At 74.5% G+C, this 24,013-nt stretch carries 22 protein-coding genes; 11 read left to right on the top strand and 11 right to left on the bottom strand.

Going from position 1 to position 24,013, the window contains the following annotated elements; all coding sequences use genetic code 11:
- Nucleotides 1–47: 47 nt before the first annotated feature.
- The 3 genes from ABZ490_RS39865 to ABZ490_RS39855 are packed head-to-tail and all read right to left on the bottom strand — an operon-like array spanning nucleotide 48 to nucleotide 3,027.
- On the bottom strand, nucleotides 48–512 hold the full coding sequence (locus ABZ490_RS39865) for an NUDIX domain-containing protein (protein WP_359002046.1): 465 nt from the start codon (nucleotides 510–512) through the stop codon (nucleotides 48–50).
- Nucleotides 509–2,047, bottom strand: coding sequence for an ATP-dependent DNA ligase (locus tag ABZ490_RS39860; RefSeq protein ID WP_359002044.1), 1,539 nt, complete (start codon nucleotides 2,045–2,047; stop codon nucleotides 509–511). The genes ABZ490_RS39865 and ABZ490_RS39860 overlap by 4 nt, the downstream gene beginning before the upstream one ends.
- A gap of 29 nt (nucleotides 2,048–2,076) precedes the next feature.
- Nucleotides 2,077–3,027 carry an NAD(P)/FAD-dependent oxidoreductase gene (locus ABZ490_RS39855; protein WP_359002042.1) on the bottom strand — a complete coding sequence of 317 codons (951 nt, stop codon included), beginning with the start codon at nucleotides 3,025–3,027 and terminating at the stop codon, nucleotides 2,077–2,079.
- Nucleotides 3,028–3,105: 78 nt separating this feature from the next.
- Between ABZ490_RS39855 and ABZ490_RS39850 the strand changes: the two genes are divergently transcribed.
- The 6 genes from ABZ490_RS39850 to ABZ490_RS39825 all read left to right on the top strand — a co-directional run bounded on the left by ABZ490_RS39850 (nucleotide 3,106) and on the right by ABZ490_RS39825 (nucleotide 8,369).
- A complete protein-coding gene (locus ABZ490_RS39850) occupies nucleotides 3,106–3,681 on the top strand; it encodes an XRE family transcriptional regulator (protein WP_359002040.1) in 576 nt (191 codons plus the stop codon).
- A 94-nt stretch (nucleotides 3,682–3,775) separates the two neighbouring features.
- The gene (locus tag ABZ490_RS39845; RefSeq protein WP_359002038.1) at nucleotides 3,776–4,753 is read left to right on the top strand and encodes an NADPH:quinone oxidoreductase family protein; all 978 of its coding nucleotides are present in this window, start codon (nucleotides 3,776–3,778) and stop codon (nucleotides 4,751–4,753) included.
- The gene (locus ABZ490_RS39840) at nucleotides 4,750–5,934 is read left to right on the top strand and encodes an acyl-CoA dehydrogenase family protein (protein ID WP_359002036.1); all 1,185 of its coding nucleotides are present in this window, start codon (nucleotides 4,750–4,752) and stop codon (nucleotides 5,932–5,934) included. Before ABZ490_RS39845 ends, ABZ490_RS39840 begins: the two co-directional genes overlap by 4 nt.
- Complete coding sequence (locus ABZ490_RS39835) at nucleotides 5,931–7,022, top strand: acyl-CoA dehydrogenase family protein (RefSeq protein ID WP_359002034.1); 1,092 nt, start codon at nucleotides 5,931–5,933, stop codon at nucleotides 7,020–7,022. The genes ABZ490_RS39840 and ABZ490_RS39835 overlap by 4 nt, the downstream gene beginning before the upstream one ends.
- 181 nt (nucleotides 7,023–7,203) lie before the next feature.
- Nucleotides 7,204–8,058, top strand: coding sequence for a phosphatidylinositol-specific phospholipase C/glycerophosphodiester phosphodiesterase family protein (locus ABZ490_RS39830; RefSeq protein WP_359002032.1), 855 nt, complete (start codon nucleotides 7,204–7,206; stop codon nucleotides 8,056–8,058).
- Between the two features lie 116 nt (nucleotides 8,059–8,174).
- Nucleotides 8,175–8,369 (top strand): hypothetical protein, encoded by a 195-nt coding sequence (locus tag ABZ490_RS39825; RefSeq protein ID WP_055632977.1) that lies wholly within the window; start codon nucleotides 8,175–8,177, stop codon nucleotides 8,367–8,369.
- A gap of 30 nt (nucleotides 8,370–8,399) precedes the next feature.
- Here ABZ490_RS39825 and ABZ490_RS39820 read toward each other — a convergent pair whose 3' ends face one another.
- The 3 genes from ABZ490_RS39820 to ABZ490_RS39810 form a co-directional block, all read right to left on the bottom strand.
- Nucleotides 8,400–9,629 carry a phosphodiester glycosidase family protein gene (locus tag ABZ490_RS39820; RefSeq protein WP_359002029.1) on the bottom strand — a complete coding sequence of 410 codons (1,230 nt, stop codon included), beginning with the start codon at nucleotides 9,627–9,629 and terminating at the stop codon, nucleotides 8,400–8,402.
- Nucleotides 9,630–9,780: 151 nt separating this feature from the next.
- Entirely contained in the window at nucleotides 9,781–12,123 is a 2,343-nt protein-coding gene (locus ABZ490_RS39815) for an FtsX-like permease family protein (protein WP_359002027.1), read from the bottom strand.
- Nucleotides 12,120–12,836, bottom strand: a complete 717-nt coding sequence (locus ABZ490_RS39810; RefSeq protein ID WP_359002025.1) for an ABC transporter ATP-binding protein — start codon at nucleotides 12,834–12,836, stop codon at nucleotides 12,120–12,122. The genes ABZ490_RS39815 and ABZ490_RS39810 overlap by 4 nt, the downstream gene beginning before the upstream one ends.
- Before the next feature lie 303 nt (nucleotides 12,837–13,139).
- Between ABZ490_RS39810 and ABZ490_RS39805 the strand changes: the two genes are divergently transcribed.
- Both ABZ490_RS39805 and ABZ490_RS39800 read left to right on the top strand, forming a co-directional pair.
- Nucleotides 13,140–14,423 (top strand): histidine kinase, encoded by a 1,284-nt coding sequence (locus tag ABZ490_RS39805; RefSeq protein WP_359002182.1) that lies wholly within the window; start codon nucleotides 13,140–13,142, stop codon nucleotides 14,421–14,423.
- The gene (locus tag ABZ490_RS39800; RefSeq protein WP_359002023.1) at nucleotides 14,420–15,109 is read left to right on the top strand and encodes a response regulator transcription factor; all 690 of its coding nucleotides are present in this window, start codon (nucleotides 14,420–14,422) and stop codon (nucleotides 15,107–15,109) included. The genes ABZ490_RS39805 and ABZ490_RS39800 overlap by 4 nt, the downstream gene beginning before the upstream one ends.
- Here ABZ490_RS39800 and ABZ490_RS39795 read toward each other — a convergent pair.
- Entirely contained in the window at nucleotides 15,084–16,286 is a 1,203-nt protein-coding gene (locus ABZ490_RS39795) for an NUDIX domain-containing protein (RefSeq protein ID WP_359002021.1), read from the bottom strand. The genes ABZ490_RS39800 and ABZ490_RS39795 overlap by 26 nt on opposite strands.
- Nucleotides 16,287–16,494: 208 nt before the next feature.
- Between ABZ490_RS39795 and ABZ490_RS39790 the strand changes: the two genes are divergently transcribed.
- Nucleotides 16,495–17,850 (top strand): NAD(P)/FAD-dependent oxidoreductase, encoded by a 1,356-nt coding sequence (locus ABZ490_RS39790; protein ID WP_359002019.1) that lies wholly within the window; start codon nucleotides 16,495–16,497, stop codon nucleotides 17,848–17,850.
- Between the two features lie 24 nt (nucleotides 17,851–17,874).
- On the opposite strand, the gene ABZ490_RS39785 is transcribed toward ABZ490_RS39790, so the two are convergent.
- The gene (locus ABZ490_RS39785) at nucleotides 17,875–18,324 is read right to left on the bottom strand and encodes a carboxymuconolactone decarboxylase family protein (protein ID WP_359002017.1); all 450 of its coding nucleotides are present in this window, start codon (nucleotides 18,322–18,324) and stop codon (nucleotides 17,875–17,877) included.
- A gap of 103 nt (nucleotides 18,325–18,427) precedes the next feature.
- Here ABZ490_RS39785 and ABZ490_RS39780 point away from each other — a divergent pair, with 103 nt between their 5' ends.
- Nucleotides 18,428–19,291: a pirin family protein gene (locus tag ABZ490_RS39780; protein WP_359002180.1), complete on the top strand. Its 864-nt coding sequence runs from the start codon at nucleotides 18,428–18,430 to the stop codon at nucleotides 19,289–19,291.
- Nucleotides 19,292–19,336: 45 nt separating this feature from the next.
- Here the strand turns inward: ABZ490_RS39780 and ABZ490_RS39775 are convergent, their stop codons facing one another.
- Nucleotides 19,337–21,664, bottom strand: coding sequence for an MMPL family transporter (locus tag ABZ490_RS39775; RefSeq protein WP_359002015.1), 2,328 nt, complete (start codon nucleotides 21,662–21,664; stop codon nucleotides 19,337–19,339).
- Between the two features lie 103 nt (nucleotides 21,665–21,767).
- Here ABZ490_RS39775 and ABZ490_RS39770 point away from each other — a divergent pair, with 103 nt between their 5' ends.
- Entirely contained in the window at nucleotides 21,768–22,406 is a 639-nt protein-coding gene (locus ABZ490_RS39770; RefSeq protein ID WP_359002013.1) for a helix-turn-helix domain-containing protein, read from the top strand.
- Between the two features lie 347 nt (nucleotides 22,407–22,753).
- Here ABZ490_RS39770 and ABZ490_RS39765 read toward each other — a convergent pair whose 3' ends face one another.
- Complete coding sequence (locus ABZ490_RS39765; protein WP_359002011.1) at nucleotides 22,754–23,617, bottom strand: bifunctional methylenetetrahydrofolate dehydrogenase/methenyltetrahydrofolate cyclohydrolase; 864 nt, start codon at nucleotides 23,615–23,617, stop codon at nucleotides 22,754–22,756.
- A 17-nt stretch (nucleotides 23,618–23,634) separates the two neighbouring features.
- Nucleotides 23,635–24,013 (bottom strand): formyltetrahydrofolate deformylase (locus ABZ490_RS39760; protein ID WP_359002009.1); only part of this gene is annotated, 379 nt, incomplete at its 5' end.

Genomic DNA, 24,013 nt, shown 5'->3' with positions numbered 1-24,013 from the left:
CTGCTTCGACCTTCCCGCGCCGCACCGGACCGCGCAACGCGTGCACGTCAGGGCGAGTGCCCCGGCAGCCGGTCGAGGAACGCGGCCTGGGCCGGGACGATCACGTCGCGGGCGCGCGCCAGGGTGTACCAGGCCACCCGGTCCAGCTCCGGGAACTCCTGGATCCGCCCGGAGCGCGGCGGCCACTCCATGCGGAAGGTGCCCGGCACGGCCGTCGCCGGATCCAGGTCCGCCTCGATCGCCCACACGGTGACGATCTTGCCGTTGGTCTGCCGGACCTCCCCGAGGGGGATCGCCTCGCCGTCGGGCGGCTCCAGCCCCAGCTCCTCGCGGAACTCGCGGCGCGCCGCGTCCCAGGCGGGCTCGTCGGGCTCGTACTCGCCCTTGGGGACGGACCAGGCCCCGGCGTCCTTCGTCGCGAAGTAGGGGCCGCCCATGTGGCCGAGCAGCACCTCGGTGCCGTCCGCGGTGTGCCGGAACAGCAGCAGGCCCGCGCTGCGCTTCTGCGTCACGGGTGCACCTCCGGGTGGGCGGCGAGCAGGGTCTCCACGGTATCGGCCTCCGCGGGCCGTTTGTCCTCGCGGTAGCGGACCACGCGGGCGAAGCGCAGGGTGACCCCGGCCGGGTAGCGGGTGGAGCGCTGGAGGCCGTCGTAGGCGATCTCGACGACGAGTTCGGGGCGTACGGCCACCACCCGGCCGTCGTCGCGCACGGCGAGCCGCCGGAGGTGCTCCGTCTGCCAGTCGAGCATCGCGTCGGTCATGCCCTTGAAGGTCTTGCCGAGCATGGCGAAGCCGCCGTCGGCGGTGCGGGCGCCGAGGTGGAGGTTGGAGAGCCTGCCGGTGCGGCGGCCGTGGCCCCACTCGGCGGCCAGGACCACCAGGTCGAGGGTGTGCACGGGCTTGACCTTCAGCCAGGACGCCCCGCGTCGGCCCGCGCTGTAGGGGGCGTCGAGGGACTTCACGACCACGCCCTCGTGACCGCGCCCGAGGGTCCGCGCCAGGAACTCCTCGGCGGCCGGGAGGTCCTGCGCACCGGCCACCACCGTCCGCCGTACCCGCATCTCCTCCGGCACCAGCCGGGCCAGCTCCGCGTGCCGTTCGGCGAAGGGCAGGTCCAGCAGGTCCCGGTCCGCCACGGACAGCGCGTCGAAGAAGACCGGGGAGACGGGGACGGCCTCGGCGGCCGCCGCCACGTCCACCCGGGAACCGACCCGTCCGGCGGTCTCCTGGAAGGAACGGGGCCGGCCGTCCTCGTCGAGGGCGATGACCTCGCCGTCCAGGACGAACCGCTCGCCCGCCAACTCCCGTGCAGCCGCCGTCACTTCGGGCAGCCGGTCGGTGATGTCGTCGAGCGTGCGGGTGTAGAGGCGGACCTCCGCGCCGTCCCGGTGCACCTGGACCCGGATGCCGTCCAGCTTCTCCTCCACCGCGCAGCCGCCCAGCTTCTCCACCGCCTCGGCGACCGAGGACGCGGAGTGCGCCAGCATCGGCAGGACCGGGCGGCCGACGGTCAGCCGGAACGCCTCCAGCGCCGCGGGGCCGTCCCGCAGGAGGGACTCGGCGACCGTCCGGAGGGACCCCGCGAGCATCACGGCCCGCCGTACGCCCGCCGGGGGCGCCCCGGTCGCCTGCGCCAGGCCCTCCACCGCCACCGCGTCCAGGGCGCCCTGGCGCACCTCGCCGGTGATCAGCCCGAGCAGGAACCGCTGCTCGTCCGCCGTGGCCGCGCCCATCAACTCGCCCACCAGCCGCAGCCGTTCGGCCTGGGAGCCGGGCCCGGACACCTCGCCTAGAGCGGTGAGCAGCGCGTCGACCTCGCGCACCGTGAGCGCCGGGGCGGCGGCCGGGGCGACCGGACGGCTCAGCACCTTCCAGCCGACGCCGAGCCGGCCCTGCGGCAGCCGTCCGGCCAGATAGGGGATGACGACCGGGACGTCGGCCGGCTCCGCCTCCCGGAACAGCCCGGCGAGCAGGGCGATCTTGCGGGAGCGCGCCGAGGTGGCCGCGACCTCCCGGGACACAGCGGCGAGCCGGGTCAGCAGCATGCAGCCATCGTGCAACGGCGGCCCCGGGACTACACCCCGGCCGCGTCCAGGTCCGCGAAGAGCAGCTCGCCGTTGATCGCAGCCCCGGCCCGGTAGCCGCGGCTCGCCGCGTTCACGACCTGTTCGGCGAACCCGCTCGCGTTGCCCGCGGCCCACAGGCCCGGCACGGTCGTCAGGCCCCGCTCGTCGATCACCGGGTAGGCACCGAAGGGCGTCTCCCTCAGCTCGGCGCCGAGCTGGATCAGCAGGTCGTTCCGCGGGACCGGGCGCGGGGCGACGAACAGGGTCTCCCGCTCGTGCGTGCTGCCGTCCGCGAGCCGTACGCCGGTCAGCCGGTCGTCCTCGATCCGCAGCCCCGCCACCTCGCCCGGCACCACCCGGACCTTGGCAGCGGCCAGCTGGCGTCGGTCGTCGTCGGTCAGCTCCTCCTCGGCGACCCGGTGCAGGAAGAGCGTCACGTCCGTGGACCACTGGGTGACCATCAGCGCCTGGTGGGCGCTCATCGGCCTGCCGGCGAGCACGCCGAACGCCTGGTCGCGGACCTCCCAGCCGTGGCAGTACGGGCAGTGCAGCACATCCCGGCCGAAGCGCTCCGCGAGCCCCTCCACCGGGGGCAGCTCGTCCTTCAGCCCGGTCGCGAGCACCAGCTGCCGGGCGCGCACCGTGCGGCCGGACGCCAGCCGCACGGCGAAGCCGCCCTCCGTCCGGGCGGCCGCCGCCGCCCGGTCCCGGACCAGCGCCACGCCGTACCGGGCGATCTCCTCCCGCCCCCGCGCGAGGAACTCGGCGGGCGGCATGCCGTCCCGGGTCAGATAGCCCTGCATATGGGCGGCGGGCGCGTTGCGGGGCTCGCCCGCGTCGACGACCAGCGTGCGGCGCCGGGCCCGGCCCAGGACGAGCGCCGCGGACAGCCCCGCGGCACCGCCGCCGACGACGATCACTTCGTACGTGTCCGTCACATCGTCCGTCACATCGGTCATGGTGACCACCTCCACCGAGAAGGTGACCCGGACCCCACCGGATTGACAAACGGCTTTGCCGATTCTGCAATACGGGATATGAGTGCCGAAGACGTTCTCGCGGAAGTGGGCCCCCGGCTGCGCCGGATCCGGAAGGAGCGGGAGGTGACCCTGGCGGCGCTGTCCGAGGCGACCGGCATCTCGGTCAGCACCCTGTCCCGGCTGGAGTCGGGCCTGCGCAAGCCCAGTCTGGAGCTGCTGCTGCCGATCGCCCAGGCCCATCAGGTGCCGCTGGACGAGCTGGTGGGCGCTCCCGCGGTGACCGACCCCCGGGTGCGGGCCAAGCCGGTGGTCCGGCACGGGCGCACCTTCTGGCCGCTGACCCGGCAGCCCGGCGGCCTCCAGGCGTTCAAGGTGCTGGTGCCGGTGGGCGTCGAGGAGCCGGAGCCGCGCACCCACGAGGGCTACGAGTGGCTGTACGTGCTGTCCGGGCGGCTGCGGATGGTGATCGGGGAGCACGACGTGGTGCTGGCGGCGGGGGAGGCCGCCGAGTTCGACACGCGCGTGCCGCACTGGTTCGGGTCGACGGGGGAGGGGCCGGTGGAGTTCCTCAGCCTGTTCGGTCCGCAGGGCGAGCGGATGCACGTACGGGCGAGGCCGCGCGGGAAGGCGTGACGCTCACGCTGTTACCCCGGACACGGTTCCCTCGGTGGCAAGCGACCGCTTAGTATGCGGTGGACCCCGACGAAGCAGTCTGTGGAGGCACCGCATGCAGGCATGGCAAGTGCACGAGAACGGTGAGCCGAGCGAGGTGATGCGGCTCCGCGAGGTGGAGCGGCCCACGCCCGGCGACGGCCAGGTGCTGCTCACGGTGCGCGCCGCCAACATCAACTTCCCCGATGTGCTGATGTGCCGGGGCCAGTACCAGGTGCGCCCGCCGCTGCCGTTCACCCCGGGCGTGGAGATCTGCGGCGAGACCGAGGACGGCCGCCGGGTGATCGCCAACCCCGCCCTGCCGTACGGCGGTTTCGCCGAGTACGCCGTCGCGGACGCCGCCGCCCTGCTGCCCGCCCCGGACGCGCTCGACGACGCCGAGGCCGCGGCCCTGCACATCGGCTACCAGACGGGCTGGTTCGGACTGCACCGCCGGGCCGGGCTCGAAGCCGGCGAGACCCTGCTCGTCCACGCTGCCGCAGGAGGGGTCGGCAGCGCGGCCGTGCAGCTCGGCAAGGCGGCCGGCGCGAGGGTCATCGGTGTCGTGGGCGGCGCCGACAAGGCCGCGGTCGCCCGTGAGCTGGGCTGCGACGTGGTCGTCGACCGGCGCGCCGAGGACGTCGTCGCCGCCGTGAAGGAGGCCACCGGCGGCCGGGGCGCCGACGTGATCTACGACCCCGTCGGCGGCGACGCCTACACCCAGTCCACCAAGGTCGTCGCCTTCGAGGGCCGGATCGTGGTCGTCGGCTTCGCGAGCGGCACGATCCCCAGCCCGGGCCTCAACCACGCCCTGGTCAAGAACTACTCGATCCTCGGTCTGCACTGGGGCCTGTACAACACCAAGAACCCGAAGCTGGTCCGGCACTGCCACGAGCAGCTCACCGACCTCGCCGCCCGGGGCGCGATCAAGCCGCTGGTCAGCGAGCGGGTGCCGCTGGCCGGGGCGGCGGCCGCCGTGCAGCGGGTCGGCGACGGGGTCACCACCGGCCGGGTCGCCGTCGTCCCGGCCCTGGAGAACGGAGCCGCGGCATGACCGACGCAGCCGAACTCACGCGCCGCACAGCCGAGTTGCTGGCCGCACACCCGCCCGCCGAGACCGACCGGCTGGACTTCCTCAAGGCCCGCTTCGACGCCGGGCTGGCCTGGGTGCACTACCCGGAGGGCCTCGGCGGCCTCGGTGTCCCGCGCTCCCTCCAGAGCGTCGTGGACGCCGCACTGGAGGCGGCCGGCGCCCCCGACAACGACGCGCGCCGCAACGGCATCGGCCTCGGCATGGCCGCCCCGACCGTCCTCCGGTACGGCACCGAGGAGCAGAAGCAGCGCTATCTGCGGCCGCTGTGGATCGGCGAGGAGGTCTGGTGCCAGCTCTTCAGCGAGCCCGGAGCCGGCTCCGACCTCGCGGCCCTCGGCACCCGGGCCGTCCGCCAGGACGACGGGGACTGGGTCGTCAACGGGCAGAAGGTGTGGACGTCCGGGGCGCACAACTCGCGCTGGGCCATCCTCATCGCCCGCACCGACCCGGACGTGCCCAAGCACGCCGGCATCACCTACTTCATCTGTGACATGACCGACCCCGGTGTCGACATCCGCCCGCTGCGGCAGATCACCGGCGAGGCCGAGTTCAACGAGGTCTTCCTCACCGACGTCCGCATCCCCGACTCCCGCCGCCTCGGCGAGATCGGCGACGGCTGGCGCGTCGCGCAGACCACCCTCAACAACGAGCGCGTCGCCATCGGCGGCATGCGGCTGCCCCGCGAGGGCGGCATGATCGGCCCGGTCGCGAAGACCTGGCGCGAGCGCCCCGAGCTGCGCACCCACGACCTCCACCAGCGGCTGCTCACGCTCTGGGTGGAGTCCGAGGTCGCCCGCCTCACCGCGGAGCGGCTGCGCCAGCAGCTCGTCGCCGGCCAGCCCGGCCCCGAGGGCGCCGGCATGAAGCTCGCCTTCGCCCGCCTCAACCAGGAGATCAGCGGCCTGGAGGTCGAACTCCGCGGCGAGGAAGGCCTGTTGTACGACGACTGGACCATGCGCCGCCCGGAGCTGGTGGACTTCACCGGACGGGACGCCGGATACCGCTATCTGCGCTCCAAGGGCAACAGCATCGAGGGCGGGACCAGCGAGGTCCTGCTGAACATCGTCGCCGAGCGCGTCCTGGGCCTCCCCGCCGAGCCGCGCACCGACAAGGACGTCGCGTGGAAGGACCTCGCCCGATGAGCACACAGTCGGATCTTCTCTACTCCGAGGAGGAGGAGGCGCTGCGGTCGGCGGTACGCGACCTGCTGGCGGACCACTGCGACGCTCCCGGGGTCATCGCCCGCACGGAGTCGGACTCCCCGCACGACCTGGCGGCCTGGAAGGCGCTCACCGACGGGATGGGCCTCGCGGGCCTGCTGATCCCCGAGGAACTGGGCGGCCAGGGCGCCACCCACCGCGAAGTCGCCGTCGTCCTGGAGGAGTTGGGCCGCGCGGTCGCCCCCGTGCCCTATCTGACCAGTGCCGTGGTCGCCACGGAGGCCGTACTGGCCTGCGGTGACGAGGAGCTGCTCGGCCGGCTGGCGTCCGGCCGGACGATCGGCGCGCTGGCGGTCGGGCTGCACCTCGCCCCCGGCGCCGCCTTCACCGCCGTACGCGTCGAAGAGGGTTCCCTGCACGGGGAGCTGACCGGCATCGCGGACGCCGTGGCCGCCGATGTGCTGCTGGTGCCCGCCGAGGACGGCGGCCTCTACGCCGTCTCCGCCGCGGACACCGACGCGGTGACCGTCACCCCGCAGATCGCCTTCGACCTCACCCGCCCCCTCGCCACCGTCACCCTCACCGGTGCCCCCGGCCGCCGCATCGGCGACGCCGGACCCGCCGTACGCCGGGCCCTGCGCGCCGGTGCCGGACTGCTCGCCTCCGAGCAACTGGGCGTGGCGGACTGGCTGCTGACCGAGACCGTGCGCTACCTCAAGGAGCGCAAGCAGTTCAACCGGCCCGTCGGCGGCTTCCAGGCGCTCAAGCACCGGCTCGCCCAGCTGTGGCTGGAGGTCGTCAACCTCCGCGCCGCCGCCCGCGGTGCCGCCGACGCCCTCACCACCGGCGAGGACGTCGATCTCACGGTGGCCGTCGCCCAGGCCTACGCGGCGGGGGTGGCCGTCCACACCGCCGAGGAGGCGCTGCAACTGCACGCCGGGATCGGTATGACCTGGGAACACCCCGTCCATCTGTACCTCAAGCGGGCCAAGTCCGACGCGATCGCCTACGGCACGGCCGGCGCCCACCGGACCGCCGTGGCCGAACTGGTCGATCTCCAGGCCCCCTGACCCCCGCCGCCGTCCCCACGGTGAAGCCCGCCCCACCTGGGGCGGGCTTTTCCGTGCGGCTGGGCGGAAGGAGTGAACGGACCGCGGCGGTCCGGCCAACTCCTGCCATGTACAGGTTCCTTGGGGGCCGTACGGCCCCATACTCCCTGTGGTCCGGACCCGCCCCACAGGGAGGAACACCATGGCTCACGTCACCCGCCGCAGAGTGCTCACCGGTCTCGCCGCGACCACCGCCGCGATCCTCGCACCGCCCGCCGGCAGCGCGTTCGCCGCCGGCCGGCACCACGGACCCCGCCCGCTGTGGCGCGCCCACGCCCACAACGACTACGAGCACCCCCGCCCCCTCCTCGACGCGCTCGACCACCGCTTCGGCAGCGTCGAGGCCGACATCTTCCTCGTCGACGGAGACCTCCTCATCGCCCACTCGGCGGACGAGCTCGACCCCACCCGCACCCTCGAAGGCCTCTACCTCGCCCCGCTCGCCGCCCGCGTCAAGGCCAACCACGGTTCCGTGTACCGGGGTTACCGGCAGCCGCTGCAACTCCTCATCGACATCAAGACCGAGGGATCCTCCACCTACCTCGCGCTCGACGAACTGCTCAAGCGCTACCGGCACCTGTTCACCACGTACGCCCACGGCAAGGTCCGGCGCGGCCCCGTCACGGCGGTCATCTCCGGCGACCGGGCCGCGCGTATCCCCATGGCGGCGCAGACCGTCCGCCGTGCCTTCTACGACGGCCGCCTCATCGACCTCGGCACCAGCGAGGCCTCCTTCGCGTCCCTGATCAGCGACAACTGGACCCTCAACTTCACCTGGCTCGGCGCCGGCGCCTTCCCCGAGGCCGAGCGGACCAGGCTGCGCACGATCGTGGACACGGCCCACGCGCGCGGACAGCAGGTCCGCTTCTGGGCCACCCCCGACGTGGCCGGACCCGAGCGCGACGCCCTGTGGACGGAGCTCCTCGCGGCCGGCGTCGACTACCTCAACACCGACGACCTGGCCGGCCTGGAGGCCTTCCTCGACGCCCACCGGTAGCCCGCGGCCCGGACACCACCCGTTCGGACGACAGGTCAGCCGCCCGGACGAACCCTCCGTTACGCCACACTTGCGGCCGAACGCCGCGAAAGCGGACGTGATGGAGGAGGGTGACGATGGCCATTTCCATTTCCGTGGTGCTGTTGCTGTTGATCCTCGCAGTGGTCTTCATGCGCAACAGCGGACTGAAGATCTCGCACGCCCTGACCTGTCTGCTGCTCGGCTTCTTCCTGGCCGGCACCAGCATGGCCCCCACCATCCACAGCGGCCTCACGGCGACCGCCGACCTCGTCGGCAGCCTTCGCCCGTGAGACCGCTGGGGACCCGGTGGCGGACCGGCCCTACCGGGTGAACACCCCGATGCCGTTGGCCACCGACCGCTCCACCCCGTCCGACGGATGGTTGCGGACGCCGACCCTGGTCGAGCCCGTAGGGCGGGACACCAGGGTCGAGGAGCCGCCGCCGTCCAGACCGAAGCCCTCGGTGGCCCCGAGGTTCCTCAGGGCGGCGGCGACCTCGGCGATCGTCAGCCCCCCGCGGGAGGAGCTCCCGCCGTCCAGGGCGAGCAGGAACACCCGCCGGCCGCCGTCGCCGATGCCCACCGCCGTCCGCACGGCCGAGGTGCGCGTGTCCAGCCCCGCCAGCGGCTGTCCGCCCGTCAGCAGCGGCTGCCCGCCGATGGCGAAGCGGTACGCCGTCCTGGAGCCGGACGTGAGCCCGTATCGCACCGTCACCCGGTCGCCCACCTTGAGCGCCTTCAGCTGCTGCGCGCCCGCCTCCCGGCCGACGAGGACCGTGGTGCCCGGCGCGACGGCACCGCTGCCGGGCGCCGTGGAGACCGCCACCACCCGGTCGTCCCGGACCGTCACCTCGTAGGTGCGCGTACTGCACGGCGCGCCCCGGCTGGTGTCGGAGCCGCAGGTGGCCCGCCTGCGCGAGGCGCTGCCCCAGTCCGGTGTGAACGCGCCGACGGAGTTCTCCGGCAGCGCGTACTGGTTGAGCCCGGCCAGTCTGAGCTGCCCCGGCGCCGCGGTCACGGTGCCGTCGAGCGTCAGCGTGTCCAGCCGGGCCCGGCCGTCCGCGCCGACCCCGAGGACCGCCCGGGTGCTGGTGCCCCGGGGCAGCGCGGGCCCGAACCGCTGGCCGTTCGGCACCGCCGACTTCAGCTCCCTGCCGTCCGCGATCGCCGGACCCACGCTCGCTCCCGTCACCGGCACGCCCGGGTGCTGGGTCTCGGAGACGTTGAAGAAGTCACCGTTGACCCCGGCCACGGCCCGCTGGGCGTCGGCCATCGAGGAGACGGCGGCACGGGAGGCGACCCTCCCCGGGTACAGCAGCCCCAGCCGCACCCGGCTGTCGGCGAGGTCCACGTCGAGCACATGGACGCGGGCGACCCCGGCGGCGGCCGACACGTCGTACTGACGGTAGGTCACGCCCGGCGCCACGGGGGTCCAGCTCGCGGCACCGGCCGGCGCGGCCCCCGCGAGGGCCGCGCCGGCCAGTGTGCCGAGGGCGGTGAGCAGCGTCGCCGCCGTTCTGCGCGCCCTGGACCAGTTATGACGTCTTGTCATGAAATCCCCTGACTGGATGGGGCTGCACTTTCTCACGGGCCGGGGGACCGTCCGCCAGAAGGCAAGCGGGCAACACCACGAGAACGGGTGACAGAACCACGAATCCGGGTGGCTTCCCGTGGCATTCGGGCGTGCCGCCGCGCGGTCCGTGCTACTCGGTCCGCAGCGCGGTCGCCGTCCGGACCCGTGCGGCCCAGCCGGCCGGCAGCAGCGCGCCCAGCACGGCGACGGCCGTCCCGGCGAGGGCGAGGAGGGCGAGCAGCGGCGCGCCGTAGACGGAGAGCACCGACTCCGGCAGCCGCAGTCCGGCGGAGCGTCCCATGGCGCGGGTGACCACCCCGTGCACGGACATCCCGAGCGGCACCCCGACGGCCGCGCCCACGAGCCCGGCCGGCACCACCGACGCCAGGACCAGGACGACGGTCTGCCGGGGTGTCATGCCGAGCGCCTTGTGGACGCCCAGCTCGCGGATCCGTTCATGGGTGTCCAGGACGACCGCGCCCAGCACCCCGAGACCGGCGACGCAGACCAGCATCAGCGTCAGCAGCGCCGTCATCGCGTCCATCACCCGGGCCATGTCGCTGCCGTTGACGTACGTGGCGCTCGTCGCGTCGAGACCGAGCGGCTCCAGCTCGCCGTCGAGGGCGCTGGCATAGGCGTCCGCGTCCGTGCCGGGCTTCAGCTCGACGGCCCAACTGCTCACCGTGAGGCCCGGGTCGGCGGCCCTCAGGGTCGACACGTCCGTGAAGACGCGCATGCCGTCCTCCGTGGTGTCCAGGACCTCCCCGACGATCCGTACGCGCACCGCCGTGCCCCGCACGGTCAGCGTGACGGTGTCGCCGACCCCGGCGCCCGCCGCGGTCAGGAAGGGGGTGGCGGCCACCGCCTCGCCCTCGGCGCGCAGCCAGCGGCCCGCCACCATCCGGAAGCCGCCCCAGGACGCGTCCCCGTCGTAGGCCAGCACCGGGACCCCGCCGCTCGCCCCGGCGACGGCGGCCTCGGTGAGGGCGGTGCCGTACTGCCTGCGGGTGCCGGGCTGTGCGGCGACCGCCCGGGTGACCGCCGCGGCCGTCTCCGCGCTCACGGCCGGCGCCCCGGGGCCGCGCGCCGCCGGTCCCTGCGCCCCCACGGTGACATCGGCCGCGTTGTGGTTCCTGGCGGCCACCACCTCGCCGAGGGTCGTGCTCAGCCCGACCCCGAAAGTGACGGCGGCGGTGCCGAACACCACCGCCGCGGCCGTCGCCGCCGTACGGGCCGGACGGGCGAACGGCCGTGCCAGACCGAGCCCCACGGGCCGCGGCAGCGGCAGCCGGGCCGCCAGGGCGGCCGCCCGCCGCCCCCGGCCCGCCGTTGGGGCCCGCCCCACCGCGAGCGCGTCCACCGACCGCAGCCGCCCGGCCCGCCAGGCGGCGGCCGCCGCCGTCAGCGCGACGAGGCCCAGCATCCCCCCGGCCACCACCACGTCCGTCCACACGGTGACCCCGAGGCCCGCGCTGCCGTACACCTGCGCCGTGTCGGCCAGCAGCGGCACGGCCAGCAGATGACCGGCCACCAGACCCACGACGGTGGCCGCCGCCGCGGGCAGCAGCGCCTGGGCCGCGTACGCCCGCACCACCTGCGCGGGGGTGCAGCCGACCGCCTTCAGCACACCGATCCGCCGCAGCCCCGTACCGACCGCGCCCGCCACCACACTGCCGACGACCAGCACCGACATGAACAGGCCCAGCACACCGAACGCCACCAGGAACGGCACGAACAGCGCGGTGTCCCGCGTCGCCTCCTTCTTGACGGCGAGCCAGGAGCGGACGCCCGCCAGGGACCCGGAGGGCAGCCCGGCCGTGACCGCCGCCCGGCCGCGCGCCACCTCGGCCGCGCCCCCTGCCCCGGCGAACCGGTACAGCATCTGCTCGTCGGCCGCCCGGCCCGTCGCGGTCAGCGCCGCCACCTGGGACGGAACCACCCACGCGTCGGCGCTGCGGCCCACCGAACGGGCCGTGCCCACCACCGTCAGCGTCGGGCTGCCGGGCAGCTCCGGGAACTCCAGCTCCAGACCGAGCCGTACGGGAGGACCGTCGCCGGCCGCCAGGACGATCTCGCCCGGCGCGCGCACCCAGCGGCCCCCGGTGAGGGCGAGCGCGTCGACCGGACCGTCCGGGTCCGCCCGCCCGACGACCGTCAGCGGGGGCAGGGTCATGCCCTCCAGGCTCGGGGCGGCGGACACCACCGGGAACGGGCCGGCCGCCGCCGCGACCCCGTCCGCCCGCGCGGTGTCCAGCAGTCGGGCCTCCGTGACCCTGCCCGCCGCGAACTGCGCAATGAGATGGGCCCCGTGCTGCCGCGCGAACGCCTGGTCGAAGGGTGCGTCCGACGCGACGAGCAGCGCCCCGCCCAGCACCGACGAGGTCACCGCCAGCAGCGTCGCCAGGCCGACCACCAGCGACTGCACGCGCCGCCGCGCCGCACCGGCCCGCACGAAACGACCGAGCGCGCTCATCGGACGGACTCCGAACGGGAGTCGACGTCCGAGGTGATCCGGCCGTCCGCGAGGCGGATCGTGCGACGGGTGCAGGCGCGGGCCAGGGCCTCGTCGTGGGTCACGACCAGGAGGGTCTGGCCCTCGTCGTTCAGCTCCTTCAGCAGCCGGCCGACCTCGTCCCCGGCCGCCGAGTCCAGCGCACCGGTCGGCTCGTCGGCCAGGAGCAGCGGCGGACGGTTCATCAGCGCCCGCGCCACCGCCACCCGCTGCCGCTCGCCGCCCGACAGCAGCGCCGGATGCGTCCCGGCGTGCCGGGCGATGCCCAGCGACTCCAGCAGGGTCCCGGCCCGGCGCTGGGCCTCGCGCCGGCCCAGGCCGGCCAGCCGGGCGGGCAGCACCACGTTCTCGGCGACCGTCAGATCGTCCAGCAGATGGAAGAACTGGAAGACCATGCCGATCGTCGCCCGCCGGTAGCGGGCCGCGCCCGCCTCGCCCAGCCGGTCCACCCGCACCCCCGCCACGGTGACGCCGCCCGCGTCGGGCCGGTCCAGTCCGGCGATCAGGTTCAGCAGCGTCGACTTCCCGCTGCCCGAGGGGCCGAGCACGGCGACGGCCTCGCCCGGCCGCACGGTCAGCGTGGCGTCGGACAGCGCCGGCGGCCCGCTGTCGTAACGGCGGACGACGTCCCGCAGTTCGATCAACGGGGCGGCGGGGGCAGGTGGTCGGTCCATGGGCGGCTCTCTCCTTCGGGGTTCCGGAACGGACGCCCCGACGCTAGGGACGGGGCACCGCGTCCCACGACGGCCTGGCGGGGTAAACCCCGTACCGCGCACGGCCCATGGCCCGCCGGGTCATCCTCCGGATGTAGTCGACGGATGTACCCGGACCGCACGGGTTGTCCGCGGGAGGGATGCAGGGCGGCCCGCGGGGCCGGAAGAATGGGCCGGGTGACGAAGCCGCTCGTGGGGGAGAGCCCGGGGATCGCTGAGGGCCTGCGCCGGATCGCCGCCGCCTTCGTCCGTCCCACCGGACCGGTGCCGCGGCCCGGACGCGCGAACCTGCTCTTCGACGCCCTGCTGGCCCTGGTGGTGTGCGCGAGCCTTGTGTCGTACGTCGTCCAGGACCTCGGAGGCGATCCGCCCCCCTATCTCGTGCCGGGCGCGGGGCCGGGACCCGTGCCGGTGCCGACGCCCGCGCGGGCACCGGTGGTGGTGCTGGCCGCCCTGGCCTCGCTGCCGCTGGCGCTGCGCCGCCGGTTCCCGCTGGCGGTGCTGTGGATCGTGCTGGCCGCGACCGCGCTCACCCCGGACGGTGCCACCCGGGCCACCTTCTACGGCTGTGTCATCGCGGCGTACTCCGCCGCCGCCTACAGCCCCTACCGGGTGGCGACCCTCGCGAGCCTGCCGCTCGCCCTGCCGCTGCTCGGGCGGGGCGTCGGCGACGTCCCGATGGGGAGCTTCTCCGGCGCGGACCCCACCGTGCCGCTCAAGTGGGCGCCGGTGCTGGTGGCGGTGCCGGTCGTGATCGCCGCCGTGGGGCTGCGGAGCTGGAAGCTGCGGGCCGCCGAGAGCGCCGCGCGGCTCGCCGCGGTGGAGCGGGAGCAGGCCGAGGCGCTGCGCCGGGCCGTCGACCACGAACGGGCCCGTATCGCACGGGAGTTGCACGACGTCGTCACCCACAACGTCAGCGTGATGGTCATCCAGGCCGGGGCCGCCCGCACGATCATGGAGTCCTCGCCGGACCGGGCGCGCGAGGCGCTGCTCGCGGTGGAGGCGGGCGGCCGGGCGGCGATGGGCGAACTCCGCCATGTGATGGGCCTGCTGACCCCGGACACCGCTTCGGCCGAGGGCGCGGAGAGTCTCGAACCGCAGCCGGGGCTCGGCCAGTTGGCGGGCCTGGTCGACCGGATGCGGGCGGCCGGGACACCGGTCGAGCTGGCCTTCCACGGTGAGGCCGGACGGTCCCTCGGCCCCGGGGTGGAGCTCGCCGCGTACCGCGTGGTGCAGGAGGCGCTCACCAACACGGTGAAGCACGCGAGCGGTGCCCGGGCCGCCGTGACGGTGACCCAGGAGCCCGGCACCCTATGCATCGAGGTCACCGACACCGGCGGCACACCGGGCCCGGCCGCCGGTACGGGCAACGGCCGGGGCCTCCTCGGCCTGCGCGAACGCCTCGCCGTCTACGGCGGCACCCTGCACACCGGCACCCGTCCCCTCGGCGGCTACCGCGTCCGGGCCCTCATCCCCCTGGAGCCCGCCTTTCCCCCGATGCCCGCCCTGCCGCCGGCCGGGCCCCCGATCCCCCTGGAGCAGCCGTGAACCCATCGCCGCGGGTCGTGGTCGTCGACGACCAGGCCCTGGTGCGCACCGGCTTCCGGCTCATCCTCGGCGCCGACGGCATCGACGTGGTCGCCGAGGCCGCCGACGGCGCCGAGGCCGTGGACGCGGTCCGGCGCACCCGGCCCGACGTGGTGCTGATGGACATCCGGATGCCGGGCACGGACGGCCTGGAGGCCACCCGCCGGATCCTCGCCGGCGCCCCGGACGCGCTCGCGCCCGACGCGCCCCGCGTGGTCATGCTCACCACCTTCGACCTCGACCACTACGTCTACGCGGCCCTGTCCGCCGGAGCCAGCGGCTTCCTGCTGAAGGACGTCACGCCCGAACACCTCACCGCCGCCGTCCGCACGGTCCGCGCGGGCGACGCGCTGCTCGCCCCCGCCATCACCCGCCGGCTCGTCGAACGCTTCGCCCGCACCGGCGCCGAGACCGCCGCCCTCCACCGCGACCTGGCCGCGCTGACGCCCCGTGAGCTCGACGTCCTGCGGCTCCTCGCCCGGGGCCTGAGCAACGCGGAACTCGCCGAGCGGCTCCATCTCTCCGAGGCGACCGTCAAGACGCATGTCTCCCGGGTCCTCACCAAGCTGGGGCTGCGCGACCGGGCCCAGGCGGTGGTGGTGGCGTACGAGACGGGGCTGGTCAGCCCGCGGACGGGGGAGGGGTGACGGGGGCCGCGTAGGGCGTGAAGCGGGCCGGGGCGTGGTCGATCGGCAGGTCGGGGCGCCAGGCCGTCAGGGACTGGGCGCTGCACTCGAACAGGGACGGCGGCAGCCGGTCCAGCGGATACCAGCGCCAGTCGCCGACGCTCTCGCCCGGCTGGTCGGCCGCGTCACCCGTCCACCGCTCGACGACGGCGCCGACCGTCATCCGCACCACGCCGCCGACCCGGTCCAGGCTGGTGCCGAGGAGCCTTACGTCCGCCGGGTCCGCGCGCAGCCCGGTCTCCTCGCGCAGCTCCCGCACGACCGTCTCCTCCAGGGACTCCCCGGGCTCCACCGTGCCGCCGGGCAGCTCCCAGGTGCCCCGGCGGTGGCGGCCGAGGAGCAGTCCTTGGGGGCCGTACAGGATGGCGCCCACGCCGAGGGCCGCGTGGGCGACGGGCGGGTGCGCGGTGCGGGGGCGGGCGGCGATCCGCGACGGGCGGCGGGCCCGGAGGACGCGGTAGGAGGCCCGGTTGACGGCCGGGTCGGGCGCGGTGACCGTCTCCACCCGTTCGACGCGCAGACCGTGACCGGTGAGCAGGTCCTCCCAGACGTCGGTGCCGAGCACCCACATCCGGACCGTCGCCTCGCCGCCGCCCGCGAACCGCAGCACCTCGGGACGGGGGGCGAACTCCGAACCGGGCTTCTCCCCGGCGGAGTCGGTGTGCAGCACGCTGAAACACAGCGTCCCGCCGGGCTTCAGGGCGGTCGCCAGCGGGGGCAGCAGCCGGCGGGGATCGACGTACGGCACGGCGTTGACGGCGTAGATCACGTCGTACGGCTCGCAGTCCCGCAGATGGGCGACGGCGTCCGCGTGGACCAGGCGCAGACCGGGCAGGGAGCCGTACCGGGCGCGGGCCCGTTCGATCTGGCCCGGCGCCGAGTCCACCGCGTCCACCTGCGTGCCGTACGCGCGCACCAGCCGGGCGGCGTGCCGGCCCGTGCCGCAGCCGAGATCCAGCACGCGCCGCCCGGTCAGCTCCCCGAGGAACGTCTCGTCCGGTCCGGCGCCGGGGAACCCCCAGTCGATCCGCTCCGCCTCCGGCAGGACGGTGCCGCGCCGCAGATGGTGGACCGCGTACGCCTGCCAGGCCGCGGCGTTGACGGACTCGGGTCCGGTGGGCGGGACGGGCTCGGGCATCGGCGGGCCTCCAGGGGGTGACGGTCGGCGGACCTGGCGATTCTTACCGGGCCGGCGGACCGGCAATCACGTGCGCTGTGGGGTCGGTGCCCGTGCACGCAGGGACACGCGCGCCGCCCCCGGCGGCTCTAGCGTCGGGGTGCGGCGGGCCGGGCGGTCGGACGTGCGGCCGTACGCGCGAAGGCGTGGGCACAGGAAGGGCAGGGGCATGGACGAGCAGGTGGACGTGGTCGTCGTGGGCCTGGGGCCGGGCGGCGAGCATGTCGCGGGCACCCTGGCCGAGGCGGGTCTGGACGTCGTGGGCGTCGAGGCGGAGCTGGTGGGCGGGGAGTGCCCGTACTGGGGCTGTGTGCCCAGCAAGATGATGATCCGGGCCGCGAACCTGGTCGCCGAGGTGTGCCGGACGCCCGCGGCGGCGGGCCCGGCGAGCGTGACGCCCGAGTGGTCGAGGGTCGCCGACCGCATCCGGCGCGAGGCCACCGACGACTGGAACGACCAGGTGGCGGCCGAGCGGCTGGAGGGCAAGGGCGGACGATTGGTCCGGGGCACCGGACGCCTCGCCGGGGAGCGCCGGGTGACCGTCGGGGACCGCGCCTTCGAGGCCCGCCGGGGGGTCGTGCTCGCCACCGGCGGCCGCCCCCGGATCCCCTCGGTGCCGGGGCTGGCCGGGACCCCGTACTGGACCAACCGGGACGCGATGGCCGCCAAGGAGCTGCCCGCCTCGCTGATCGTGCTCGGCGGGGGCGCGGTGGGTGTCGAAGTGGCCCAGGTCTTCGCCCGGTTCGGCTGCCGGGTCACGGTGCTGGAGGGGCAGGAGCGGCTGCTCGCGCACGAGGAGCCGGAGGCGGGAGAGCTGGCGGCGAAGGCGCTGCGGGCGGACGGCGTGACGGTCCTGACCAGGGTGAGGGCCCGTCAGATCACGTACGGCGAGGCCGGTTTCGGCGTACAGGCCGCGGACGAGGCGCTGTCCGCCGAGCGCCTGCTGGTGGCGGCCGGCCGGTACAGCGATCTCGCCGGCCTCGGCGTGGAGACGGTCGGGCTCGACCCCGCGGCCGCGGCGGTCCCTACGGACGGACGGATGCGGGCGGCGGACGGCCTCTGGGCGGTCGGCGACCTCACCGGACGCGGGTCCTTCACCCATGTCTCCATGTACCAGGCGCAGATCGCCGTCCGTGACATCCTCGGCGAGCCGGGCCCCGAGGCCGACTACCGCGCCCTGCCCCGGGTCACCTTCACCGACCCCGAGATCGCGGCCGTGGGCCTCACCGAGCGGCAGGCCCGTGAGCGGGGTCTGCGGGTGCGGACGTCGTCGGTCCCGCTCTCCGCCTCGACCCGCGGCTGGATCCACGGACCGGGCGGCGAGGGCTTCCTCAAGCTGGTCGAGGACGCCGACCGGGGCGTCCTGGTCGGCGCGACCTCGGCCGGCCCCGCGGGCGGTGAGCTGCTGTACGGCCTGAACGTCGCCGTGCACGCGGAGGTCCCGGTGGAGCGGCTGCGGCACATGATCTACACGTATCCGACGTTCCACCGCGCGGTGGAACCGGCGCTCGCGGCGCTGCGCTGACCGGACGGGGGCCGGCGCACGGGGTCAGCGCACGGGGTGCTTGCTGAGGATGGACACCCGGTTGAAGGCGTTGATGGTGACGGCGACCCAGACGACCGCGGAGATCTGGTCGTCGGTGAGCACCTCCCGGGCCTCGGCGTACGCGGCCTCCTGGGCGCCGGCGTCGGCGGGGTGGGTGGTCGCCTCGGCGAGCGCCAGGGCCGCGCGCTCCGGCGGGGAGAACAGCTCGGTGTCCCGCCAGGCGGCGAGCACACCGAGCCGCCGGGTCTCGACGCCGGCCCGCTCCGCCGCCCTGGTGTGCACGTCCAGGCAGAACGCGCAGCCGTTGAGCTGCGAGACCCGCAGGTTGACGAGCTCCACGAGGGCCCGTTCCAGGCCCGCCTCGGCGGCGGTCGCCCGTACGGCCTCGGAGGTCTGCACCAGCGCGTGATAGGCCTTGGGGCTCTGCTTGTCTATGAAGATCCGACCGGTCATAGTTGAATATCTAACCATTCATGAAGGGGGCCCAGTGGTGAGCGAGCCGAGCAAGGTGGAGGTTCTCACGCCGCGGGACGTGCCCCTGGGCGGACCCCGGGCCATGACCGTCCGCCGTACGCTCCCGCAGCGGCAGCGCAGCCTGATCGGCGCCTGGTGCTTCGCCGACCACTACGGCCCCGACGACGTCACCGCGACCGGCGGCATGGACGTCGCCCCGCATCCGCACACCGGACTCCAGACCGTCAGCTGGCTGTTCAGCGGCGAGATCGAACACCGCGACAGCCTCGGCAGCCATGCCTTCGTCCGCCCCGGCGAGCTCAACCTCATGACCGGCGGGCACGGCATCGCCCACACCGAGGTCTCCACCCCGCGCACCACGGTCCTGCACGGCGTCCAGCTCTGGGTGGCCCTCCCCGACGCCCACCGTGACGCCCCGCGCGACTTCCAGCACCACGAACCGGAGCCGGTCCACCTCCCCGGCGCCACCCTGCGGGTCTTCCTCGGCACCCTCGCCGGCGCGACCTCACCGGTCCGCACCTTCACGCCCCTCCTCGGCGCCGAGCTCCTCCTCGACCCGGGAGCGGACCTCACCCTCCCCGTCGACCCCGCCTTCGAACACGGCCTCCTCGTCGACACGGGCGCGGTCCGCTTCCACGGCACCCCCCTGAAGCCCGCCGAACTGGGCTGCGCCGACCCCGGCCCCGACCACCTCACCCTCACCAACGACTCGGACACGGCCCCGGCCCGCGTGGTCCTCCTGGGCGGCCCGCCGTTCGACGAGGAGATCATCATGTGGTGGAACTTCGTCTGCCGCACCCACGACGAGGTCGTCCGGGCCCGCGCCGACTGGATGGCCGAGCTGGGCGGGCCCCGCTTCGGTGAGGTGCAGGGCTACGACGGGGCACCGCTGCCCGCGCCCGAACTGCCCACGGTCGCGCTGAAGCCGCGGCGCAGGGCCGGCTGATCCGCCGCCGAGCCCGACCGCCGTGGCCGGGCCCGACGGGGTCGGTCAGCGCAGGGACGGCTCGGGGGAGGACTCCGGGCGGGGGATCCGGCGGGTGAGCCGGTCGCCCTCCACGTCCAGGTCGGGCAGGAGGCGGTCCAGCCAGGAAGGGAGCCACCAGGCCTTCTCCCGGGCGAGGGCCATGGTGGCCGGGATGAACGTCATACGGATGACGAAGGCGTCCAGCAGGATTCCCGCGGCCAGGGCGAAACCGGCCTGCTTGATCATGGGCTGGGCGTTGAAGACGAACCCGGCGAACACGGAGACCATGATGGTCGCGGCCGCCAGGACGACCGAGCTCGCCCGGGCGAAGCCGGTGACCGTGGCGTCGCGGGCGCCCGCGCCGTGGACATGGGCCTCGCGCATCGAGCTGACCAGGAACATCTGGTAGTCCATGGCGAGCCCGTACAGGACGCCGGTGATGATGACGGGCAGGAGGCTCACCACCGGCGCGGTGGCGTCGAGCCCGATCAGGCCCTGGAGCCAGCCCCACTGGAAGACGGCGGTGGTCAGGCCGAAGGTGGCGGCGATGCTGAGCAGGAAGCCGAGGGTGGCCGTCACGGGGACCAGCAGGGAACGGAAGACCAGGAGCAGGATGATCAGCGACAGCCCGAGCACGGTCGCCAGGTAGACGGGCAGGGCGTCGGCGAGCCGGTCCGAGACGTCGATCGCGAGCGCGGTGAAGCCGGTGACGCCGATGACCGCGCCCCGGGCCTCGCCGATCCGCGCGCTCCGCTCCCGTACGGCCGTGACCAGGTCCTTGGTCACGTCGTCGTTCGGGCCGCCCGCGGGGACGAGACTCAGGACCGCCGTGGTGCCCGCGCCGTTCGTCCCGGCCAGCGAGACCGAGGTGACGCCGTCGATCTCCCGGAGGTCCGAGGTCACCGCGGCGAGGGTGGCGGGGGCGAGGGGCGCACCGCTCGTGGCGGAGTCGACGGCGACCAGGAGGGGACCGTTGTAGCCGGGGCCGTACGCGTCGCCGACCAGCTCATAGCCACGGCGTTGCCCGGTGTCGGGGTTGTAGCTGGCGCCCGAGGGCAGGCCCAGTCGCATGTCGGCGGCGGGCACGGCGAGGATCACCGGGACCAGGACCGAGGCGGCGAGGGCGGCGTACCGGTGGCGGACCAGGCGGGTCCCCCAGCGGACGGCGCGGGCAGGGGTGGGGGCGGATTCCCGCCGCTGTGCCCGGCTCCGGGTCCGGGCGGGACAGATGCGTTCCCCGACCAGACCCAGCAGGGCCGGCAGCAGGGTCAGGGAGAGCAGGACGGCGACCACGATCGTGGCGGCGGCGACCAGCGCCATGGTGGAGAGCAGGGTGATCCTGATGACCAGCAGGCCGGCCAGGGCGATGACGACGGTGCCGCCGGCGAAGAACACCGCGCTGCCGGCGGTGCCGACGGCGCGGCCGGTCGCCTCGTGCGCGTCCAGTCCGTCGTCCAGGATCATCCGGCGCTCCCGGTTGACGATGAACAGCGCGTAGTCGATGCCGACGGCCAGTCCCAGCATCAGCGCCAGCACCGCGGCGAGGGAGTGGATCTCGAAGACGGTGGACAGGGTGAAGGCACCGCCGACCCCGACCGTCACCCCGGTCAGGGCGATGACCAGCGGCAGGCCGGCCGCCACGGCCGACCCCAGCGTGATCAGCAGGACCACGGCCGCCACGGACACGCCGACGATCTCCCCGACGCCGACGATCTCGGGGACCTCCATCATCGCCGCCGACGGCAGGACCTCCAGGCCACCGTGCGCGGCTCGCCGCTCGGCCGCCCGGACGGTGCTGTCGATCGTCCCGGAGGGAAGCTCGAAGGTCTGCTCGTCGAACTGGAACTGCATCAGCGCGGTCGAGCCGTCGGCGGAGACGATCACTCCCGGCACCGGCAGGCCGTCCGCCTGCAACGGCACGGGTGCCCGGCCGGACTCGGGGCGGCCCGCGGCGCCCGCCACCGCCGCCTGGGCGCGCAGCAGCGCACTGTGCTCGCCCTTGGCCACCTCCCGGGCCAGGACCTCGCGCGCGTCGACGACGTGGTCGTGGCGGTAGACGGCGTCCACGGCCGCGAGCAGGGCGGAGCGGACCTTCTCGTCGCCGATCCGGGTGCCGTCAGGGGCCCGGAAGAGCAGCATGCCCTGGCCTCCGGACGCCTCGGGGAGGGACCGGGCCAGATCGTCGATCACCTTCTGGGACGGGGTGCCGTCGATCCGCACCTCGTTGCTGAGCCGGACGGGCTGGACGACCAGCAGCGCCACGACGGACGCCACCACCGCCAGCCAGCCTCCGACGACGTACCAGGGTTTGCCGTAGGCGAACCTTCCCAGCCGGTACAGCAGAACGGACACAGAGCTCTCCCCGGTGCACTAAGTGAGGGTGTTCTATCAAAACGATAGGACACTATCAATGCGGTAGGGTGCTATCGACGAAGAGGGCAGAGGAGAGTCACGGATGGCGAGCACGAGGGACCGCGCCGCCCGGCGCAGGGTCGACGCCCGGTCGAGCGTGGAGCGGATCATCGTCGCGGGACGGACCGTGCTGGGCGAGGGCGAGGCGTCCCTGGAGCGGATCGCGGCGGAGGCCGGGGTGGGCATCGCCACGCTCTACCGGCACTTCCCCAACCGGGAGGCCGTCGTCCGGGCCGTCCTGGAGGACATCCTGGAGACCGATCTGCTCCCGCTCGTCGAGCGGGCCGCCGAAGCCGACCACACGCGGCAGGCGCTCCAGGACATCGCCACCCGGCTGCTCGACCTCATCACCGAGGAACGGGGGCTGGTCACCTTCGCCGGCAACTTCGCCGACGTCGCCGTGGACGTCCTCCAGCGGTTCAGCGCCTCCCTCCGACCGCTCCTGGCGCGCGCCCAGGAGGCCGGTGAGATCCGCTCCGACCTCACCGCCGAGGACATCCCCCACTTTCTCGTCATGGCGGTCGCCGGGCTCGCGCTCCCCGGCACCACCCCGTCGCTGCGCGCCCGGTACATCGCCCTGCTCTTCGACTCGCTCAACCCGGCCGACGCGACCGCCCTGCCGCCGCTGAGCTCGGAGGAGGGCGACCTGCGCACCGCGATCGGCAACGTCACCCGCGCCTGACGCGGGGGCCGCGGGCCGCTCGACGCGTGGGTCCCGTGCGCACGTCGACGCGCGGCGCGCGGCGCCGGACCGAGCGGCGACGGCCGCGGTCGCGGTCACGGCCGGGTCCTGGGGCACGGGGTCTGGGGCCCGAGGCCCGGGGTCTGGGGCCCGGGTTCCCGCGGCGTCGGTGGTCCTCCGGACGACCGGTCGCCCGCGCGGGCGACCGGGGCGGGTGCCGTGGACTCCTGGCGCATCCGGGGTGGACATCCGGCCCGGGCATCGGGGGCGGGCCGGATGTCCACCCCGGATCATCGGCGGCGCCGTCGCGAGCGGTCCGCGTGTGGCCCGTGGCGCCGGGCGTCGGCTCAGATGCCGGACGCGGCCCCGCGTTCCGCCGCCTCCACGATGTTGGTGAGCAGCATGGCGCGGGTCATCGGGCCCACGCCGCCGACCGGGCGGGTGAGGGTGCCGGCCACCCGGTCGACGTCGGGGTGCACATCGCCGAGGATGCCCTCCACGGTCCGGGTGAGCCCGACGGAGAGCACCGTCGCGCCGGGCTTGATCCAGTCCGGCCGGACCAGATGCGCCACCCCCGCCGCGGCGACGACCACGTCCGCCTCACGGGTGTGCGCGGCCACGTCACGGGTCGCCTCGTGGCAGAGGGTCACGGTGGCGTGTTCCGTACGCCGGGTGAGCATCAGCCCGAGCGGCCGGCCCACCGTCACGCCACAGCCGATCACACAGAACTGGGCACCGGTGATGGGGACCTGATGCCGCCGCAGCAGGTCCAGGATGCCCCGGGGCGTGCACGGCAGGGGCGCGGGGACGCCCAGGACGAGGCGGCCGAGGTTCGTGGGGTGGAGACCGTCGGCGTCCTTGTCGGGGTCGACCAGCTCCAGCACGGCGTGCATGTCGAGCGCGCCGGGCAGGGGCAGCTGCACGATGAAACCCGTGCACGCCGGATCGGCGTTGAGCCGCAGGACGGCGGCCTCGACGTCGGCCTGCGTGGCGGAGGCCGGCAGGTCGACCCGCAGCGAGGCGATGCCGACCTCGGAGCAGTCCCGGTGCTTGCCGCCCACGTAGGAGTGGCTGGCGGGGTCGTCGCCGACGAGGATCGTGCCGAGTCCGGGGACGATGCCGCGGTCCCGCAGGGCGGCGACGCGGCCGGCGAGTTCACGCTTGATGTCCGCGGCGGCTGCGGAGCCGGAGAGTACGGTCGCGGTGGACATGGTCGACGCCTTCCGTGTCAGCTGAAGATGACCGTGCGGTTGCCGTGCAGCAGGATGCGGTTCTGGCAGTGCCAGTTGACCGCCCGGGCGAGGGCGGTGCGTTCGGCGTCCCGGCCGACGAGGACGAGCTGGTCCGCGGAGAGCCGGTGGTCGACCCGGATCACCTCCTGTTCGATGATGGGTCCTTCGTCCAGGTCGGCCGTGACGTAGTGGGCCGTGGCGCCGACGTGCTTCACACCGCGCCGGTATGCCTGGTGGTAGGGCTTGGCGCCCACGAAGCTCGGCAGGAACGAGTGGTGGATGTTGATCGCCCGGCCTTCGAGGGCCTTGCACAGGTCGTCCGAGAGGATCTGCATGTAGCGGGCCAGCACCACCAGGTCGATGGCGTGGGTGTCC

Origin of the sequence: Streptomyces sp. NPDC005811, assembly GCF_040630405.1 — a bacterium.
In the GTDB taxonomy this organism is placed as follows: Bacteria; Actinomycetota; Actinomycetes; order Streptomycetales; family Streptomycetaceae; genus Streptomyces.
The sequence above is the reverse complement of the archived record's forward strand: the minus strand, read 5'-3'. Positions and strand labels throughout refer to the sequence as shown.

Excerpts from the sequence above, each read along its gene's own strand:
- ABZ490_RS39860 (WP_359002044.1), bottom strand. The coding sequence starts at position 2,047 with ATGCTGCTGACCCGGCTCGCCGCTGTGTCCCGGGAGGTCGCGGCCACC.
- ABZ490_RS39855 (WP_359002042.1), bottom strand. The coding sequence starts at position 3,027 with ATGACCGATGTGACGGACGATGTGACGGACACGTACGAAGTGATCGTC.
- ABZ490_RS39850 (WP_359002040.1), top strand. The coding sequence starts at position 3,106 with ATGAGTGCCGAAGACGTTCTCGCGGAAGTGGGCCCCCGGCTGCGCCGG.
- ABZ490_RS39845 (WP_359002038.1), top strand. The coding sequence starts at position 3,776 with ATGCAGGCATGGCAAGTGCACGAGAACGGTGAGCCGAGCGAGGTGATG.
- ABZ490_RS39840 (WP_359002036.1), top strand. The coding sequence starts at position 4,750 with ATGACCGACGCAGCCGAACTCACGCGCCGCACAGCCGAGTTGCTGGCC.
- ABZ490_RS39835 (WP_359002034.1), top strand. The coding sequence starts at position 5,931 with ATGAGCACACAGTCGGATCTTCTCTACTCCGAGGAGGAGGAGGCGCTG.
- ABZ490_RS39830 (WP_359002032.1), top strand. The coding sequence starts at position 7,204 with ATGGCTCACGTCACCCGCCGCAGAGTGCTCACCGGTCTCGCCGCGACC.
- ABZ490_RS39825 (WP_055632977.1), top strand. The coding sequence starts at position 8,175 with ATGGCCATTTCCATTTCCGTGGTGCTGTTGCTGTTGATCCTCGCAGTG.
- ABZ490_RS39820 (WP_359002029.1), bottom strand. The coding sequence starts at position 9,629 with ATGACAAGACGTCATAACTGGTCCAGGGCGCGCAGAACGGCGGCGACG.
- ABZ490_RS39815 (WP_359002027.1), bottom strand. The coding sequence starts at position 12,123 with ATGAGCGCGCTCGGTCGTTTCGTGCGGGCCGGTGCGGCGCGGCGGCGC.
- ABZ490_RS39810 (WP_359002025.1), bottom strand. The coding sequence starts at position 12,836 with ATGGACCGACCACCTGCCCCCGCCGCCCCGTTGATCGAACTGCGGGAC.
- ABZ490_RS39795 (WP_359002021.1), bottom strand. The coding sequence starts at position 16,286 with ATGCCCGAGCCCGTCCCGCCCACCGGACCCGAGTCCGTCAACGCCGCG.
- ABZ490_RS39790 (WP_359002019.1), top strand. The coding sequence starts at position 16,495 with ATGGACGAGCAGGTGGACGTGGTCGTCGTGGGCCTGGGGCCGGGCGGC.
- ABZ490_RS39785 (WP_359002017.1), bottom strand. The coding sequence starts at position 18,324 with ATGACCGGTCGGATCTTCATAGACAAGCAGAGCCCCAAGGCCTATCAC.
- ABZ490_RS39780 (WP_359002180.1), top strand. The coding sequence starts at position 18,428 with ATGACCGTCCGCCGTACGCTCCCGCAGCGGCAGCGCAGCCTGATCGGC.
- ABZ490_RS39770 (WP_359002013.1), top strand. The coding sequence starts at position 21,768 with ATGGCGAGCACGAGGGACCGCGCCGCCCGGCGCAGGGTCGACGCCCGG.
- ABZ490_RS39765 (WP_359002011.1), bottom strand. The coding sequence starts at position 23,617 with ATGTCCACCGCGACCGTACTCTCCGGCTCCGCAGCCGCCGCGGACATC.